A 17,573-nucleotide genomic window follows, 5' to 3' on the forward strand; every position below is an offset into this window, starting at 1 on the left:
TTTGCCTTGTCGCGATAGCCCCGGTTGGGTCCAATGAGCGCAGATTCCAACGGATACAAGGTGAAACGTGATGGCTACCTGCGGCGAAGTACTGGTCAAACTCCTCGAAAGCTATGGCGTTGACCATGTTTTCGGCATTCCCGGCGTGCATACCGTGGAACTCTACCGAGGCCTGGCGGGCTCGTCGATCCGGCATGTCACACCGCGCCACGAGCAAGGCGCGGGCTTCATGGCTGACGGCTATGCGCGAACGCGTGGCACGCCGGGGGTATGTTTCATCATCACCGGCCCCGGGATGACCAACATCACCACCGCGATGGGCCAGGCTTACGCTGATTCGATCCCGATGCTGGTGATTTCCAGCGTGCAGTCGCGCAGCCAGCTGGGCGGGGGGCGTGGCAAGCTGCACGAGCTGCCCAATCAGAGCGCCCTGGTGGCTGGGGTGGCCGCGTTCTCGCACACCTTGATGAGCGCTGATGACTTGCCGCAGGTACTGGCGCGCGCGTTCGCCGTCTTCGATGGCGCCCGGCCGCGCCCGGTTCATATCGAGATTCCGTTGGATGTGCTGGTCGAGCCTGCCGACCACTTGCTACCGGGGCGCCCTGTGCGCAGTAGCCGAGCGGGCGCCGCGCCGCAGGCGGTGGCACGGATGGCCGAACGTCTGGGCAAGGCGCGCAAGCCATTGATCCTGGCCGGCGGCGGTGCGTTGGCTGCCGGCCCTGCGTTGGCGCGCATGGCCGAGTATCTGCAGGCACCGGTGGCACTCACCATCAATGCCAAGGGCCTGCTGCCCTCTGACCATCCGTTGCAGATCGGTTCGACCCAGTCGCTGGTCGCTACCCGTGCGCTGGTGGCAGAGGCAGATGTCGTGCTGGCGATTGGCACCGAGCTGGCTGAAACCGACTACGACGTGACATTCAAGGGCGGCTTTGAAATCCCTGGCGCACTGCTGCGCATCGACATCGATCCGGACCAGACCGTACGCAACTACTTGCCGGAGCTGGCGCTGGTCGCCGATGCCGAGCTGGCAGCGCAGGCACTGCTCGATGCCCTGCACGACCTGCCACAGCCTGCTCGCGATGGCGCGTGGGGGGCGGCACGCGTAGCGCGCCTGCGCGCGTCACTGAGCGCGACATGGGACTCGCCAACCCTGAGCCAGACCCGTTTGCTGACCAGCATCCTGGAACGTTTGCCCAACGCCATCCTGGTGGGCGATTCGACGCAGCCTGTGTACAGCGGCAACCTGACCCTGGATATGGACCAGCCACGCCGCTGGTTCAATGCCTCGACCGGCTACGGCACCTTGGGTTATGCGCTGCCAGCGGCGATGGGGGCGTGGCTGGGCAGTGCCGAGCGACCCGCCGCGCGTGCCCCGGCAGTGTGCCTGATCGGGGACGGTGGGCTGCAGTTCACTTTGCCGGAGCTGGCCAGTGCGGTGGAGGCCCAGGTGCCGCTTATCGTGCTGTTGTGGAACAACCAGGGCTATGAGGAAATCAAGAAGTACATGGTCAACCGTGCCATCGAGCCGGTCGGGGTGGATATCCATACCCCTGATTTCATCGGCGTGGCACGTGCCTTGGGGGCTGAAGCGGAACAGGTCGGCGATGTGCAGCAGCTGCAGGCGGCCCTGGGGAGGGCCGTGGAGCGTAATGGGCCGACGTTGATCCAGGTCGATCAGAACCAGTGGCAGGCAGCGGTCAAAGGCTGAGCCCGTAAACCATCACCCGGCACTGGCCCGCAGCCGTGCCACATCCCGAATCGGCGGGGCGCCATACAGCCGGCTGTATTCGCGGCTGAACTGCGAGGGGCTTTCGTAGCCCACCCGATAACCTGCCACTGCCGCCTCGAGGCCATCGTTGAGCATCAGGCGGCGGGCCTCCTGCAGGCGCAATTGCTTCTGGTATTGCAACGGGCTCATGGAGGTCACGGCCTTGAACCTGTGGTGCAAGGTTGACGTGCTGAGGTTGACCTCACGCGCCAGGTCCTCGATGCGCAGCGGCTGCTGGAAGTTCTGGTTGAGCCAGGTAATGGCTTGGCACACCCGGTGCGTCTGGCTGTTGGCCAGGGCTATTTCATACAGGCGGTAGCCCTGAGGGCCGCGCAGCAGTCGGTAAAGGATTTCCCGGCGGATCAGCGGCGCGAGCATGGCGATGTCACGCGGCGTTTCCAGCAGGCGAATCAGGCGCAGCAGCGCGTCGAGCAGTTGCGGGTCGGTCCTTTCCACGTACAGGCCGCGGCCTGAGGGCAGGTTGGGCACCAGCATCGGTCCGCTTTCGGCGATCAACTGGCTGATCTCGGCCGGGTCGAGGTCCAGGCGCAGGCCCAGGCTGGGGTTTTCCGGGCTGGCATCGAGCTTCGCGCCGCTGAGCGGCAGGGTCACCGACACCACCATGTAGTGCAGCGGGTCGTAGGCATACTGCTCGTCGCCCAGAAACAGCGTCTTGCTGCCCTGGGCAAGGACACACAGGGCCGGCTGGGCCAAGGTCGGCACCGAGCGCACATTCTCGGTGTAGCGCACCAGGTACAGGTCGTCGATGGCCGACGCGGGGCCGTGGGCCTCGCCTGCATGTCGTCCGATCAGCTCGGCCAGTTCCTGGCGCTGCACTTCCAGAGTCGGATCAATGGACGGGACGGTGGTCATGATGGCTTTCCTCTGCTGACCGACGCAGCATAGGTTTGGGCAAGGGTGGGCGCTAGTCCAAAGCTGCACGTCGATTGCCTGATCCTGCCGCGCGGCAGGATCAGGCAATCGGCGTGCAGTAATGGCCTAACGCGCCGCGCGAGGGCGCCACTAATCTTGGCAGCCTGGTTTTCCCGTCCATCTGCTCCAAGGAGATCGTGCAATGGCCCTTCTACAACCGGTCACCCATTTGGCTTTCATCCGTGCCAGCAGTGGTCGCTCGGCAGAGCTCGGCGTGCGTTTGCGGGACCTGCTCGAACCCTCGCTGAGCGCGCCTGGCTGCCTGAGCTTTACCGTACAGCGCTCGCAGGCCGATGCCGATCTGTGGCTGCTCAGCGGGAGCTGGCGTGACCAGCAGGCGATGACAGGTTATTTCGAGTCGCCAGCCCTGCAGGTGTTCGGCGAGCTGGTGCAAGCCCAGGTGGTCAGCAGCCTGGATCTGCATACCTTTGGTTGAATGCCACGCCGCGCGGGGTAGAATCCCGCCCCTTGATCAACGACGCGGATTGCAACAATGGCACGTAAAGAATTCCCGCATTTCGAAGCGGTTTCGGCGATGGTCCCGGTGGAGGGCGGCGGTTACCACGCTGCTATCGCGGTCAAGGCCTTGGGCATGGGGGGAGCGCCGCGTTTCCACAAGGTGCTCGATGGCCAGGTGTTCAAGAGCGCCATGGCGGCCGACGAGGCCGCCTGCGCTGAGCTTGATCGCCTCAAGGGCGTGGGTGAAGAAGGCGAATTGCTCTGGTGATCACACCTGTGGCCTTCTCATCTTGAACAGGTTGCCCAGTTCGAAGTAGTCCGCCGGGCCTCCGCCTCGCAAGATCGGCTCGGCGGCCGCGGTATCGTAGATACCCTCCTTGAGCAGGTGCTCAGCGATGTGCACCGCCACCACTTCGCCCAGTATCAGCCAGCTCGGCACCGGCTCCTGGTCGGCCCGCGTGAGCTGGACGATCTGGCTCACCTTGCATTCGAAGGCCACCGGGGTTTCGCCCACGCGGGGCACCTTCACCAGGCTCGACGGGGTTGCGCTCAACCCGCTCAAGTCGAATTCGTTGACCTCTGCCGGTACGGCTGCGCAGCTCTGGTTCATGGCTTCGGCCAGCGGGCGGGTGGCCAGGTTCCAGACGAACTCGCCGGTCTGCTCGATATTGTTCAGGCTGTCTTTGCGCCCGACGCTGCAGAAACCGATGATTGGCGGGATGTAGTTGAAGGCGTTGAAGAAACTGTAGGGCGCGAGGTTCAAGCGGCCTTCGCGGTCCTGGGAGGAGATCCAGCCGATCGGACGTGGGCCGACGATGGCATTGAACGGGTCGTGGGGCAGGCCGTGGCCTTTGGCGGGTTCGTAGTAGTACATCTGCGGGGCTTGGGGCCCTACCTCCAGAGGGGACGAGGCGCCTAGTGTGCCAAGCTTGTGCCCGCCTGGAAATGATCAAGCCCGACCGAGGCCGGGCTGGTGGCACGCATCAGGGATCAGCTGATGCGGTGGGCGTTGGTGCGGTCGAAGCCGTCTTCGGCGAAGCGTTGTGCGCCAGTGCGGTCGAAGCCATCTTCGGCGAAGCGTTGTGCGCCAGTGCGGTCGAAGCCGTCTTCGGCAAAGCGTTGAGCGCCAGTGCGGTCGAAGCCATCTTCGGCGAAGCGTTGTGCGCCAGTGCGGTCGAAGCCGTCTTCGGCGAAGCGCTGTGCACCGGTACGGTCGAAACCGTCTTCAGCGTAAGTGGCCGCTTGGCTGTGGGCCGCTGCGAAGCTGTGGCTGTTGGTGCGATCGAATCCATCTTCGGCAAAGGCGCCAGTGGCGAAAACCGAGAAGGCCAGGGTAAGGATCAGTTTGTTTTTCATGGTCGTTGCTCCGTTGGGTTCAAGAGGTGTTTCGTTTCTATGGGTTCAATGCTACGCCGATTAATTTGATTAAAAAGCGCAAAAATCCGCGCTAATAAATCGAATTAGTAGATGTTTTTGGGCCCGCCAATGGCGAACATCGCACTTGGTGAAGCCACCGGAACGCCGGTGAGGCAGTTCGCGTGCAATGGGCTTATCAGCGTCTGCAGGATGGCGCAGCGGAATTAATGCGGAGTTAAGGCGGGTGTTGGGTTGGCTGAAGGGCAGGTGTCACGGGCGGCAGAACACTCGAACCCTGCACTCAGCGGCATCACAAATGCGTTTTTGCACAACGAAAAAAGGGGCGCCCAGTTACTTGGGCGCCCCTTTTCAAACCGCAGGATCACGGTCAGTCAGTAGTAATCCGCGAATGCTGCTTGGTGTCCTTCATGGTTGCGTACACCAACAACGAACAAGCGATGCACGCTGTGACGTACCAGTAGAAACCGCTCTCCATCCCGGCGCTCTTGAACCACAGGGCTACGTATTCTGCGGTGCCGCCGAAGATCGAGACGGTCAGGGCGTAAGGCAGACCGACGCCCAGCGCGCGGATCTCGGTCGGGAACAGTTCCGCCTTGACCACGGCGTTGATCGAGGTGTAACCGCTGACGATGATCAACGCGGCCATGATCAGGAAGAACGCACCCCACCAGGTCTGGATGGTGTGCAGGGTGCTGAGGATCGGCACGGTGAACAGGGTGCCCAGCACGCCAAAGGCAATCAGGATCGGGCGACGGCCGATCTTGTCGGACAGGCCGCCAATGATTGGCTGGAGGCACATGAACAGGAACAGCGTGGCCGCCGAGATGGTGGTCGAATCACTGATGCTCATGCCGACGGTGTTGACCAGGTACTTCTGCATGTAGGTGGTGTAGGTATAGAAGGCCAAGGTGCCGCCCATGGTCAGGCCGACCACGGTCATCAGTTCCTTGGGGTGGCGCATCAGGGTGCGCATCAGGCTTTCCTTGGCCTTTTCCTTCTTGGTGAACGAGGCGGTTTCTTCCATGCCACGGCGCAGATACAGCGCGACCACCGCGCACAGTGCGCCAATCACGAACGGCACGCGCCAGCCCCAGGCATACAGTTGCTCGGTGGTCAGCGTCTGCTGCAGAACGATGAGTACCGCCAGGGCGATGAGCTGGCCGGAGATCAGGGTGACGTACTGGAAGCTGGAGAAGAAACCACGGCGGTCCTTGCTGGCCATTTCGCTGAGGTAGGTAGCCGAGGTGCCGTATTCACCACCCACCGACAGGCCCTGCAGCAGGCGGGCGATGACCAGCAGGACGGGGGCGGCGACGCCGATGGTTTCGTAACCCGGCGTCAGGGCGATAACCAGGGAGCCGGCGCACATCAGCAGCACAGACGCCATCAACGCAGCCTTGCGCCCCTTGCGGTCGGCGTAAAGGCCCATCAGCCAGCCACCGATCGGGCGCATGAGGAAGCCCACGGCGAAGATCGCGGCAGTGTTGAGCAGTTGTGCGGTGGAGTCGCCGGCCGGGAAGAAGGCCTTGGCGAAATACAGCGAGAATGCTGCGTAGACGTACCAGTCGTACCATTCGACCATGTTGCCGATGGAGCCGCTGAAGATCGACTTGAGGCGGCTGGCGGTGGTTCTTTCTGCGGCGGGCGCGACAGCTGCCCCGGTTGGCAGGGAGGTGGCGTTATCCATCAGGGATACCTTCTCGTTGTTTTTGTGGAGCGCGCCGAAGCGCAGCTTGCCAGCAAGATTGCAGAAGGTGTGCCAAACGGGTGCGTGGTGATTCATTTGAGGGCGCGTCGCGCTGTTCGTGGGCGTGCCGGGGCCACGGGAGGCGCGCTGCTGCTGGCCCGTCGCGGTTGCATCGGCGCGAGCTCGCAGGTGAGGAACTGCAGGGCAGGCCTATGAAAATGCGTAGCAGTAAGCGGATTTTTGCTTATTGAGGTAAGCCTATAGGCGGATTTCCGCTCATTCCCTTGCGATGAAATCCTCGCGTACCAGCCCATGGCGCTGCATTTTTTCGTTGAGGGTGCGCCTGGGCAGTTGCAGGTCGTGCATCACCCCTTTGATTTCGCCCTTGTGCAAGCGCAGTGCCGCGCGCAGGCATTGCGCCTCGAACGCTTCCATCTGCGCTCCCAGGGAATGGCCTGCAGGCAAGCTGTCCAGGCTCGGCGAACCCAAACCCAGGGCGTGGCGTTCGGCGGCATTGGCCAGTTCCCGCACGTTGCCCGGCCAGTCATGTGACAGCAGCTGCGCCAGTTGCGTAGCCGACAGCGGCGGGGCTGAGCGGCCGAGTTTCTGCGCTGCGGCATGGGCGAAATGTTCGAACAACAGCGGGATGTCCTCGCGCCGCTCGCGCAACGGCGCCAGGCGCAGCTCGGCGACATTCAGGCGGTAGGCCAGGTCTTCGCGAAAGCGCCCGGCCCGCGCTTCTTCAAGCAAGTCAGGCTTGGTTGCAGCGATGATTCGCAGGTCCACACTGATGCTCTGATTGGCCCCCAGCCTTTCCAGCTTCTGCTCCTGGATCACCCGCAGCAGTTTGGCTTGCTGGGCCAGTGGCATGCTTTCTATTTCATCGAGAAATACCGTGCCGCCGTTGGCATATTCGAGCTTGCCGATGCGCTTGCCCTGGGCGCCGGTAAAGGCACCGCTTTCGTGGCCGAACAGCTCGGCTTCGAACAGCGACTCAGGAATGGCTGCGCAGTTGAGTGCCACGAAGGGTTTGCCGGCACGCGGGCCGAAGTCGTGCAGGCAGCGCGCCACGCGCTCCTTGCCACTGCCGGTTTCGCCGCGGATGAGCACATTGACCGGCAGGCTGGCCAGGTCCAGCACCTGCCGACGCAATTGTTGCAGGCCTTGGGACATACCCAGAAGCGTGGATTCCAGGCGCGACTTGAGGTCTGCCTGCTCATGCAGGCGGCGATTCTCCAGCACCAGTTGGCGCTTCTCCAGCGCGCGGCGCAGGCTACCGAGCAGGTGCTGTGGGGTGAAAGGTTTTTCCAGGAAGTCATAGGCACCGTTGCGCATGGCTTCCACCGCCATCGGCACATCGCCATGCCCGGTCAGCAGGATGATCGGCAGGTCCGGGTCATCGGCCTGCACGCGCTCGAGCAGCTGCAAGCCACCCATGCCCGGCATGCGCACGTCACTGATCACGACCCCTGGAAAATGACGGGGCAACTGAGCCAGGCAGTCCTCGGCGCGGGCGAACAACTGCACGTTGAAACCTGACAGGTTCAACCATTGCTCGACGGCGCTTCGAATGCTGGCTTCATCATCGACGACGATCACTGAATTCAACATACAGGCTCCAGGTCGCGGGGCAGAGTTAGGCTCAGGCGCGCACCGCCTGGCAGGTTTTCGGCCTGCAGCTGGCCGCCGGCCTCATGGATGATGCCATAGGAAATCGCCAGGCCCAGGCCGAGCCCCTCACCCACGGGTTTCGTGGTGAAGAAAGGGTCGAACACTTTGGCCAGGTCGGGCTCGGCAATCCCGCCGCCAGAGTCGAGCACGCTCAGGCGCCATTGATCGTGCTCGGGCTCGATGCGGATTTCCAGGCGTTTGTAACGTTTGTCGGCCATGGCGTCGAGGGCGTTGCGCAGCAGGTTTATCAGCACCTGCTCCAGGCGGATCGCATCACCGCGCACCCATGCCGGGCGGGCCAGGTAGAGCGCCACTTCGACCTCGTCGTTACGGATGCGTGTGTCCAGCAGGTGCAAGGCCTGATCGACGACGGTCGCCAGGTCCAGCCGCTCGCGCAGGCCGACCGGGCTGTTACGGGCGAAGGTTTTCAGGTGGCTGGTCAGCGCAGCCATGCGCGTGAGCATCTGCTCCAGCGGCTCCAGCGCCTGGCGTGCCTCTTCGTAGCGGCCGTGATCGAGCAGCAGGCGCAGGGTCTCCAGTTGCATGCGCTGGGTTGTCAGTGGCTGGTTGATCTCGTGGGCCATGGCGGCTGACATCTGCCCCAGTGCGGCCAGCTTGGCCGACTGCACCAGGCCCTCCTGGGCGGTACGCAGCTCGCGGGTGCGCTCTTCCACCTGGCGCTTGAGCTCTTCGCGGCTGCGCCGGCGCAAGCGGGCCAGGCGCAGCCGCTGGCTGACCAACAGTGCGGCGAACACCAGGCTCAGCCACGCGGCGGCTGCGCCCAGGGCTGCGTTACGGCCATCGGCGGCCAGTTGTGGTTTGCGCAACAGGTGCAAGGTCCAGTCTTCACTTTCCAGCGGCAGGCTTTCCCACAGGTACTCGGCCGGCCCATCAGGCCCCTGTACGCGGCTGAGGGTGCTGTTGCTGGCGAAGCGGGTCAGCACCTGATGCTGCAGCGCTACCAGCGGCTGCTTGTCGTACTGGCGGGTCTCGGCCAGTTCTGCCCGATCGGGACCGCTGAGCGGTTGCAGTTCGCGGTAGCGCCAGCCGTCCTGGTTGGCGATGAAGGTGATACCGCGGGCGTCGCTGACCAGTAGGATGTCGTTGCCCTGGCGCCACTCGCGTTCAAGTTCGGGAAACTCCAGCTTGACCACCATGGCCCCGAGAAAGCGCCCTTGTTCATCGGTGACTGCACTGGACAGGAAATACCCCGGCACGCCGCTGGTCACGCCCACGGCATAGAAGCGGCCGCTGCCCTGGCTGCGGGTTTGCTTGAAATACGGGCGAAAGCCGTAGTTGGAGCCTACGTAGGTGGTGGGCAGCCGCCAGTTGCTGGCCGCCACGGCCAGCCCGGTGCTGTCGAGCAGTTCCAGGGTGGAGGAATTGGCGGCACCATTGATGCGTTCGAGCTTGCGGTTGAGTGCGTTCTGCACCGGCTCGCTGATCGGGCCGCGCAGTGCCTGGATCAGTTCAGGGTCCAGCGCCAGCACCGCAGGCAGGGCGCGATAGCGTTCGATCAAGGTATGCAGCGAGGTGGCGTACAGCCCCAACTGTTGGCTGGCGCGGCGGGCATCCTCCTCCATGGCTTGGCGCTTGGCCTGTTGCATGGCCCAGCCGGCACTGAGCGCAGTGCCGGCCAGGATCAGCAGGGTGATCAGCCCCAAACGCAGGGCGCGAAGGGAAAATGGCATGGGGCAGGTCCGGATGATGGGGTTGTCCGTACCGTCCTGTCGCCGTCAAGCCAGCGAGAGGACGGTAAGGCTTGCAGGGCCGTTACAGCAGGTTGAAGCCCTTTTGTTGCACCGCCTCTGAGTCCAGGCCGACCTGGACATTGAACGCGCCAGGCTCAGCGACCCGCTGCAGCTGCCCATTGAAGAACTTCAGGTCTTCTTCGCTGATACGGAAGGCCAAGGTCCGCGACTCTCCGGCCTTGAGCATCACTTTCTGGAAGTTCTTGAGCTCTTTGACCGGACGGCTCATGGAGGCCGCGACATCCTGCAGGTACAACTGGACCACGGTCTCGCCATCGACGTTGCCGGTGTTCTTCACCGTCACCTTGGCCTCCAGCGTGTCGCCGCGCTTGAGGTCCTTGTGCGACAGGTTCAGCCCCGACAGTTCGAAAGTGCTGTAGCTCAAGCCGTAACCGAATGGATACAGCGGGCCGTTTGGCTCTTCGAAGTACTGTGAGGTGTAGTTGCCCGGCTTGCCTGGGGTGAACGGGCGGCCAATGCGCGTGTGGTTGTAGTACATCGGGATCTGCCCGACCGAGCGCGGGAAGGTAATGGCCAGCTTGCCCGACGGGTTGTAGTCACCGAACAGCACGTCGGCGATGGCATTGCCGCCCTCGGTGCCAGCGAACCAGGTTTCCAGGATGGCATCGGCCTGTTCGCGTTCCCAGGCGATCGACAGCGGCCGGCCGTTCATCAGCACCAGCACCAGCGGCTTGCCGGTGGCTTTCAGGGCCTTGATCAGCTCGCGCTGGCTGGCCGGGATCTCCAGGGTGGTGCGGCTGGACGACTCGTGGGACATGCCGCGGGACTCGCCCACCACCGCCACCACCACATCGGATTGTTTCGCTGCCTTGACCGCTTCATCGATCAGCACTGCGGCCGGGCGCGGATCGTCAACGATTTCCGGAGCATCGAAGTTGAGGAAGTTGAGGTAATCGACGATCGCCTTGTCGCCGGTAACGTTGGAGCCTTTGGCATAGACCAGCTTGGCCTTGCCCTCGACGGCGCGGCGCAGGCCTTCGCGCACGGTGACCGAGTGCATCGGCTTACCGTCGGCAGCCCAGCTGCCCATCATGTCGATCGGCGCATCGGCCAGCGGGCCGACCAGGGCAATGGTGCCGGTTTTTTTCAGCGGCAGAGTCTGCTTGCGGTTTTCCAGCAGCACCAGGCTGCGGCGCGCCACGTCGCGCGCGGCCTCACGGTGCAGCCGGTCCTCGCCGTAGTAATCCTTAAGGTCGGTTTCGGCTTTGCCGATACGCACGTACGGGTCCTTGAACAGGCCCATTTCATACTTGGCGCCCAGTACTTCGCGCACGGCCTGGTCCAGTTCGGCCTGGGTCACCTCGCCTGACTTGAGCAGCCCTGGCAGCTCTTCGCCGTACAGGGTGTCGTTCATGCTCATGTCGATGCCGGCCTTGATCGCCAGTTTGGCCGCTTCGCGACCATCATGGGCAACGCCATGGCGGATCAGCTCCTGGATGGCGCCATGGTCACTGATGGTCACGCCCTTGAAGCCCCACTCCTTGCGCAGCAGGTCGTTCATCAGCCAGGTATTGGAGGTGGCCGGCACGCCGTTGATCGAGTTCAGCGCCACCATCACCCCGCCGGCACCGGCGTCGAGCGCGGCGCGGTAGGGCGGCAGGTAGTCGTTGTACATCTTGGGCAGGCTCATATCGACTGTGTTGTAGTCGCGCCCGCCTTCCACCGCGCCATACAGGGCGAAGTGCTTGACGATGGCCATGATGCTGTCGGCGTTGGCCGGGCTGCTGCCCTGGAACGAGCGCACCATCGCCTGGCCGATCCGCGAGGTCAGGTAGGTGTCTTCACCGAAGCCCTCGCTGGTGCGGCCCCAGCGAGGGTCGCGGGCGATGTCGACCATGGGCGCAAAGGTCATGTCCAGGGCGTCGGCGGCGGCTTCGATGGCCGACGTGCGGCCGACCTTGGCGATGGCGTCCATGTCCCAGGTGGCCGCCAGCCCCAGGCCGATCGGGAAAATGGTGCGCTCGCCGTGGATGGTGTCGTAGGCGAAGAACATCGGAATCTTCAGGCGGCTGCGCATGGCGGCGTCCTGCATGGGCCGGTTCTCGGGGGCGGTGCGCGAGTTGAAGGTACCGCCGATACGGCCTGCGGCGATTTCCTCACGGATCTTTTCCCGTGGCATCTCCGGGCCGATGCTGATCAGGCGCAACTGGCCGATCTTTTCTGCCTCGGTCATCTGGCTGATCAGATGCTCGATGAATGCCTGCTTGTCCTGCAGGGGCGGGGCGGTGGGGGCGGCAAGGGCCGCCTGACTGGCAAGGCCCAAGGCCAGGCCCAGCAAAGACAGTTTCATCATGAATCCCGTTGTCGAGGCCTGTGCCGTATCCACAGTGATACGCGCGCGGCAGAAGTTTTCAGGCGGCTATTGTTGTACGATTTACCGGCATTAATTCCAGCGGCGGATTATGCCTGATTATGTCGCTCGCTGAGGATCGCCCGCGTGCCGGGACAACAACTATAAAAACGATCAGAGACCGAAGGCATGACCCCCCTCGACGAATACCAGCAGCGCCAGATCGCTGAGGCCATAGCGCGCGTGGAACGGCGCACCGATGCCGAGCTGGTGACCGTGCTGGCCCGACGCGCCGATGATTACCCCTATCTTCCACTGTTTTGGGCCGCCGTGCTGGCGCTGGCGGGGCCTGGCCTGCTGCAGCTGGTGCTGGGCTGGCCGGTTGGGCACGCGCTGCTGGTGGCCAACCTGCTGCTGTTCATTGGCCTGTGCGCGCTGCTGCGCATCCCACGCCTGAACGCCTGGTTGGTGCCCCCTGCGCTGCGCCGCTGGCGGGCATCGCGCCTGGCCCGGCAACAGTTTCGCGAGCAGAGACTGCATTGCACGGCCAAGGGGGCTGGGGTGCTGATCTTCGTGGCCGAAGCTGAGCTGCACGTGGAGATTCTGGTCGATCAAGGTATCGATCGGCACCTCGATGCCCGTGCGCGTGCGGTGATCGGCGCCCGCTTTGCCGAGCAGGTGCGCCAGGGCCACACCCTTCAGGGCTTCATCGAGTGCATCGAGGCTTGCGGTGAGCGGCTGTGCGAGCACGTGCCACGCACCCACGCAGGCAACGAGCTGCCGAACCGCCTGGTGATTCTGGAGTGAACCACGCCCATCGCGAAAACCTTCGCCTGAGCCGGGCATCAACGTAGAATGCGCGGCATTGTGCAACGCACTCACCGCTATCCGAGGCACCTGTTTTCCATGTCCGCCAGTACTTCCGCTTCCATCGCGCCGGATGCGCGCGCCCAGTTTCTCGACCTGCTGAGCGCTGCCCTGCACGGCAACACCCTGGTCAAGCTGGTGCTGGCGCGCCATGTCGGCGCCGACCCGACCCTGCAGCGGATCATCGCCAAGCCGGTGCAGGTCAAAGGGCAGGCCAACCTGTCGCTGGTCTACCGCCATCAAACGCGCGACATCACCCGTAACGTGCCGCTGGAGCAGGCCCAGGCATTGATTGCCGGGCTGCTGCCGGAAAGCTTTCGCAATGCCCACTTGTTCGACGCTGACGGTGAAGTGCAACTGACCTTCAGCAAAAAGGGCAAGCCGATGCTCCAGCGCCACGGTGCGCAGGCGCCGCGCGACGCTGCTGCCAGCACGGGCCACGACCGCGAGAAGAAGCGTTACCTGGAACTGTCGCGCCCCTTCCTGCGTGATCTGGGTGTGACCGACGCACAGGGGGCGCTGATCCCGTCCATGTCGCGCAAGTGGAAGCAGATCAACAAGTTCGTTGAAGTGTTCGATCACGCCCTGGCCAATGCGCCGGTGCCGGCTGAGCAGGTGCTGCGGGTGGCCGACTTCGGCTCAGGCAAGGGCTACCTGACCTTCGCCATGCACGACTACCTGACCAACAGCCTGGGCCGCACGGCGCAGGTGACCGGGGTGGAGCTGCGTCCGGACATGGTCGATTTGTGCAATGCAGCCGCTTCGCGCCTGGAGCATCCGGGCCTTGAGTTTCAGTGCGGCGATGTGCGCAGCGTCGTACCCGAGGCCATCGAGGTGATGATCGCCCTGCATGCCTGCGACATTGCAACTGATTATGCGATCCACACCGGAATCCGTTGCAACGCCGCGATCATCATGTGCTCACCGTGCTGCCACAAGCAGATTCGCCCGCAACTGCAAAGCCCAGGCTTGCTGCAGCCGATGCTGCAATATGGGCTGCATCTCGGGCAACAGGCCGAGATGCTCACTGACAGCTTGCGCGCGCTGTATCTGGAAGCCTGTGGTTACGAGACGAAGGTGTTCGAGTTCATCTCGCTGGAGCACACCAACAAGAACAAGATGATTCTTGCCGTGAAACGCAAACAGCCCGCACCGGCGCAAGCGTTGCTGGAGAAGATTGCGCAACTGAAAGCGTTTTATGGCGTGCAGGAGCATTGCCTGGAGACGTTGTTGCGCAATGACGGGCTGATGCCACCCATTTCAGCGTAAGTCGGCTGTGGCGCTCGTGACCGAGCGCCTGTCAGTGTTCGGCGTGCGCTGGTCCCTTTATCGCCAACGCTGCAGCCCCCAGCGGATGCGTACCCGCATCGAAGAAATGCAGCGCTGTGCCCGCCAGATCACCAAACCGTTCCACAAAGTGCTGCTTCTGATTGATCACCGAAGCCTCGCTCAACGGCCGTATGGCAATCGCAAGATGGCGCGGCCGCGCCTGGCGAATGGCGTCGAGCAGATGCTGGTCGCTGCTGTCCAGATGCTGCCCGAACAGGCATATGCCCTGGCTTTCCTGGGCCAACTGGCCCAGGCACCAGCCCAGGTAGTCCGAGTTGCGAATGGCGCGCAGTTTTTCGTCGCTACGGTCTTCGTTGACGAACAGCGGCACTTCCCCCGGGATGTTCACGGCGAAGCCGTCCAGCAGTTCGGCGCTTTCGGCGCTGCGCTGACGGGTGGTGCCGTCTGGCAGCTTGAGCAGGTGCAGGCCACCGTGCACATGCAGCACGCGCGTTCCTTCGCTGCGGGTGCGGCGTACGTCAAAGAAACCTTGCTCATCAAACAGCGTGGCGAAGCCCTGAGGTGCATGCTGCACTGCCCAAGGCAGGATCAGGTCATAGTTGCTGGTGTAGACACTACGGTAGCCGCGTAAGGCTTGGTTGATGGACGCCAGGGTCGTCACTGGCATCTTAGGCCATGGCAGGTGCACGGTGCGCACGGCGTGGATCAGCGCTTCCTTGATCGAGTAGTAGCGGTTCAGCGGCGCAGTAGAGTTGATCGCCAGCGCCGCATTGGCGCGCACGGTCTGGTTCAGTGTAGTGAGCACCGGTTCGAACAGTTCGGTGCCCAAGGACTTGAACAAGGCTTGGTCGCTGATCGCCAGCCCTTTTTTGCGGCCGGCGCGCTGGGCCTCTTCGAACAGCGAAAAGTAGCCGAATGGTTTCCACAGCACACGGCTGGCGCCGTTGCCCAGTAGCAGGGCTTCGCAGGGGTGGCGGTGGGCGAGTTCCTGCCAGGTGGCGAGGTGGGCGTCTAGTGCGGGCATGATGGGTCCATTCGCTGGAGCGGGAAACGGGGGCGACTTTAGCATGTCATGCAATGTGTGCGAGGGTTGCGCTAGAGCCACGACCAGGTTCGCAGAACGAAAGAGGACTTCAGATGCGCAATTGTTTGATCGGGATGCTGGCCTTGGCAGCGCTGGGGCCGGCCTGCGTGGCATTGGCAACGGACGGCAAGGCCCTCGCCGCAGCCCAAGGCATACCCTACCCGGCAGTGATCGCTCACCGCGGCGCCTCCTATGATGCACCGGAATCTACCAAGCCCGCCTACCTGTTGGCCCGCGAGTTGGGCGCCGACTATCTGGAACTGGACCTGCAGCGCACGCGCGACGGCGTGCTGGTTGTGGTCCACGACGATGAGCTGTCACGTACCAGCGATGTCGCCAAGCGTTTCCCCGAGCGCAAACACAGCCCAGTCAGTGCCTTTACCCTCGCCGAGCTCAAATCCCTGGACGCCGGCAGCTGGTTCAACGAGGCCTATCCGCCACGTGCACGGGCGTCGTTCGCCAAACTGCCGATCCTCACCCTCGACGAAGTCATCGATATTGCCGAAGGCAACCCGCAGCGCCAGCCCGGGTTGTACATCGAGACCAAGGTGCCCAGCCAGTTCCCCGGTATTGAGCGCGAGCTCAAGGAGCGCTTGAAGGCCCGTGGCTGGCTCGACCGGCCTGGGCGCGTGGTATTGCAGACATTCGACCGCAACAGCCTGGCGCTGCTGCACGAGACGATGCCGCAGGTACCGAAGATTCTGCTGCTGTGGGTGGGTACCAAGGCCATCGCACCGGCCTCGGGACACGATTTCGCGGGTTCAGGCGAAAGCGACAAGGCCGCTTTTTATGCCCGCCAGCACCCCAAGAGCCGGGCTGAATTCCTGCGCTGGCTGGACTTGGCCAAGCAGGGCGGTGCAATTGGAACCGGGCCTTCTGCCAAGCGTGGCAAGCTGGGCGAACAGAGCTACGCCGATCTCATTGAGCCATGGATGAACCAGGCCAGCCATGAGCGTGGGCTGTTGGTGCACGTCTATACGCTCGACGAGGCGCAGGACTTCGACGCCGCCATGAAGGCGGGGGTGGACGGGATCTTTACCAACAGGGCGGGTGCGCTATTGCGCTTTTATGATCGCGCGGCTGAACGTGAGACGGCTGTGCTGAAAAGGCTGGGGTACTGAGCGTTTGAAGGTGTCAAGCCGGCCGGCTTGGGGGTGATCTTCGCCTCGAGGGCAGCGATGACGTTCTGGAACGCCATGCGGGGGATGCGGAGTGGAGCGGGTAGAGGGAATCGAACCCTCGTCGGAAGCTTGGGAAGCTACTGTTCTACCATTAAACTATACCCGCGTCTGCGCTCGACTTTTTACCAGAACCTGTCTGGAATTAGAAGCCCTCGTTATAAACCGGTGAAAAAAACTGTCGGCGCCCATAGCCTGCAGGCCATGGCTACAGGGCGCCGATGCACTCAGATTGCCCATGCATGCTGCTCTTGGCTGGCGTTGTACGCAGTACGTGCCCGCACCTGGCGCACGGTCGGCTTGAGGAAACCGAGCAACGCGCTGCGGGTGGCTTCGCAGGCCGTCTTGTTTTCCATGTCCAGGAAGTGCCCGGCATCACGGATCACCGTGAAGTGACTCTTGTCGACATGGTTGCCGAACTGGCGAGCGTCTTCGGCTGTGGTGTACTCGTCACGGTCGCCGTTGATGAACAGCACCGGGATGTCGATGTTACGTGCGCCACGCAGTGCCCGTTCCAGGTCATGCTGCAGTACCTGATTGATGTGGAAGTGCATCTGCGCATATTCATGGCTGTCCAGGCTGCTGACGTGCCGGTAGTTGAAGCGCTTGAACAGCGATGGCAAGTGCTTGCCGATGGTGTCGTTGACCAGGTTGCCGACCTGGTAGCGATCGCAGGCAGCCAGGTACTGGCAACCGCGGTTCAGGTAGTCGCGCATTGGTTCGTTGATCACCGGCGAGAACGAGCTGACCACCGCCTTTTTCACCATACGCGGCTGGTGCGCCAGCGCCAGCAGGGTGCAGGCACCGCCCCAGGAGAACGACATCACGTGGTCGGCCTGGAAGTGCTCGATCAGCTCAAGCAGGATATGCGCCTCGTCTTCCTTGCTGATCAGGCGTTCCTGGCGGTTGTGCGCCTTGGACTTGCCCGAGTAGGGCTGGTCGTACAGCACGACATTGAACTGTGGGTGCAGGTTACGCACCGTCTGGGCGAACGAAGCCGTGGTGGCCAGCGAGCCATTGATCAGGATGATCGTCTTTTCGGCTGCATCCGCGCGATAGAACTCCGTGTAAACCCGATACTGACCTTGGATATCAAGTACAGCGATTTCTGGCCTCATGTCATCGACTCCTGGCGCAAAAAGGGTGTTCGCGTCACCTAGGGTGCACGTTCTTTATGACAGGTAGGCATTTGCCTGA

At 63.1% G+C, this 17,573-nt stretch carries 15 protein-coding genes and 1 tRNA gene; 6 read left to right on the plus strand and 10 right to left on the minus strand.

Going from position 1 to position 17,573, the window contains the following annotated elements; all coding sequences use genetic code 11:
- Positions 1-70 precede the first annotated feature (70 nt).
- On the plus strand, positions 71-1,708 hold the full coding sequence (locus ABRP30_RS05045) for a 5-guanidino-2-oxopentanoate decarboxylase (protein ID WP_349976195.1): 1,638 nt from the start codon (positions 71-73) through the stop codon (positions 1,706-1,708).
- A gap of 12 nt (positions 1,709-1,720) precedes the next feature.
- On the opposite strand, the gene ABRP30_RS05050 is transcribed toward ABRP30_RS05045, so the two are convergent.
- A complete protein-coding gene (locus ABRP30_RS05050) occupies positions 1,721-2,641 on the minus strand; it encodes an AraC family transcriptional regulator (protein WP_349976196.1) in 921 nt (306 codons plus the stop codon).
- A 202-nt stretch (positions 2,642-2,843) separates the two neighbouring features.
- Here ABRP30_RS05050 and ABRP30_RS05055 point away from each other — a divergent pair, with 202 nt between their 5' ends.
- Entirely contained in the window at positions 2,844-3,137 is a 294-nt protein-coding gene (locus tag ABRP30_RS05055) for an antibiotic biosynthesis monooxygenase family protein (RefSeq protein WP_241804797.1), read from the plus strand.
- A 57-nt stretch (positions 3,138-3,194) separates the two neighbouring features.
- Positions 3,195-3,428 carry a hypothetical protein gene (locus ABRP30_RS05060; protein WP_349976197.1) on the plus strand — a complete coding sequence of 78 codons (234 nt, stop codon included), beginning with the start codon at positions 3,195-3,197 and terminating at the stop codon, positions 3,426-3,428.
- Here ABRP30_RS05060 and ABRP30_RS05065 read toward each other — a convergent pair whose 3' ends face one another.
- The 6 genes from ABRP30_RS05065 to bglX form a co-directional block, all read right to left on the minus strand.
- Positions 3,429-4,034 carry a flavin reductase family protein gene (locus ABRP30_RS05065; RefSeq protein ID WP_349976198.1) on the minus strand — a complete coding sequence of 202 codons (606 nt, stop codon included), beginning with the start codon at positions 4,032-4,034 and terminating at the stop codon, positions 3,429-3,431.
- Between the two features lie 116 nt (positions 4,035-4,150).
- A complete protein-coding gene (locus ABRP30_RS05070; RefSeq protein ID WP_349976199.1) occupies positions 4,151-4,516 on the minus strand; it encodes a heme utilization protein in 366 nt (121 codons plus the stop codon).
- Positions 4,517-4,904: 388 nt separating this feature from the next.
- Positions 4,905-6,224 (minus strand): MFS transporter, encoded by a 1,320-nt coding sequence (locus tag ABRP30_RS05075; RefSeq protein WP_241804801.1) that lies wholly within the window; start codon positions 6,222-6,224, stop codon positions 4,905-4,907.
- Between the two features lie 276 nt (positions 6,225-6,500).
- The gene (locus ABRP30_RS05080) at positions 6,501-7,835 is read right to left on the minus strand and encodes a sigma-54 dependent transcriptional regulator (protein WP_349976200.1); all 1,335 of its coding nucleotides are present in this window, start codon (positions 7,833-7,835) and stop codon (positions 6,501-6,503) included.
- The gene (locus ABRP30_RS05085) at positions 7,829-9,586 is read right to left on the minus strand and encodes an ATP-binding protein (RefSeq protein ID WP_349976201.1); all 1,758 of its coding nucleotides are present in this window, start codon (positions 9,584-9,586) and stop codon (positions 7,829-7,831) included. Before ABRP30_RS05085 ends, ABRP30_RS05080 begins: the two co-directional genes overlap by 7 nt.
- An 82-nt stretch (positions 9,587-9,668) precedes the next feature.
- Positions 9,669-11,960: a beta-glucosidase BglX gene (gene bglX / locus ABRP30_RS05090; protein ID WP_241804804.1), complete on the minus strand. Its 2,292-nt coding sequence runs from the start codon at positions 11,958-11,960 to the stop codon at positions 9,669-9,671.
- A gap of 186 nt (positions 11,961-12,146) precedes the next feature.
- Here bglX and ABRP30_RS05095 point away from each other — a divergent pair, with 186 nt between their 5' ends.
- Positions 12,147-12,764: a hypothetical protein gene (locus tag ABRP30_RS05095; protein WP_349976202.1), complete on the plus strand. Its 618-nt coding sequence runs from the start codon at positions 12,147-12,149 to the stop codon at positions 12,762-12,764.
- 99 nt (positions 12,765-12,863) lie between these two features.
- A complete protein-coding gene (locus ABRP30_RS05100) occupies positions 12,864-14,093 on the plus strand; it encodes an SAM-dependent methyltransferase (protein WP_349976203.1) in 1,230 nt (409 codons plus the stop codon).
- Between the two features lie 31 nt (positions 14,094-14,124).
- On the opposite strand, the gene ABRP30_RS05105 is transcribed toward ABRP30_RS05100, so the two are convergent.
- Positions 14,125-15,138: a DUF4917 family protein gene (locus ABRP30_RS05105; RefSeq protein WP_349976204.1), complete on the minus strand. Its 1,014-nt coding sequence runs from the start codon at positions 15,136-15,138 to the stop codon at positions 14,125-14,127.
- 113 nt (positions 15,139-15,251) lie between these two features.
- Between ABRP30_RS05105 and ABRP30_RS05110 the strand changes: the two genes are divergently transcribed.
- A complete protein-coding gene (locus ABRP30_RS05110) occupies positions 15,252-16,319 on the plus strand; it encodes a glycerophosphodiester phosphodiesterase (RefSeq protein WP_372490408.1) in 1,068 nt (355 codons plus the stop codon).
- Positions 16,320-16,411: 92 nt separating this feature from the next.
- Here the strand turns inward: ABRP30_RS05110 and ABRP30_RS05115 are convergent.
- Positions 16,412-16,485, minus strand: a tRNA-Gly gene (locus tag ABRP30_RS05115).
- Between the two features lie 118 nt (positions 16,486-16,603).
- Positions 16,604-17,494, minus strand: coding sequence for an alpha/beta fold hydrolase (locus ABRP30_RS05120; protein WP_267821301.1), 891 nt, complete (start codon positions 17,492-17,494; stop codon positions 16,604-16,606).
- Positions 17,495-17,573 lie beyond the last annotated feature (79 nt).

It is taken from the genome of Pseudomonas sp. WHRI 8519 (assembly GCF_040224055.2).
Taxonomy (GTDB): domain Bacteria; phylum Pseudomonadota; class Gammaproteobacteria; order Pseudomonadales; family Pseudomonadaceae; genus Aquipseudomonas; species Aquipseudomonas putida_X.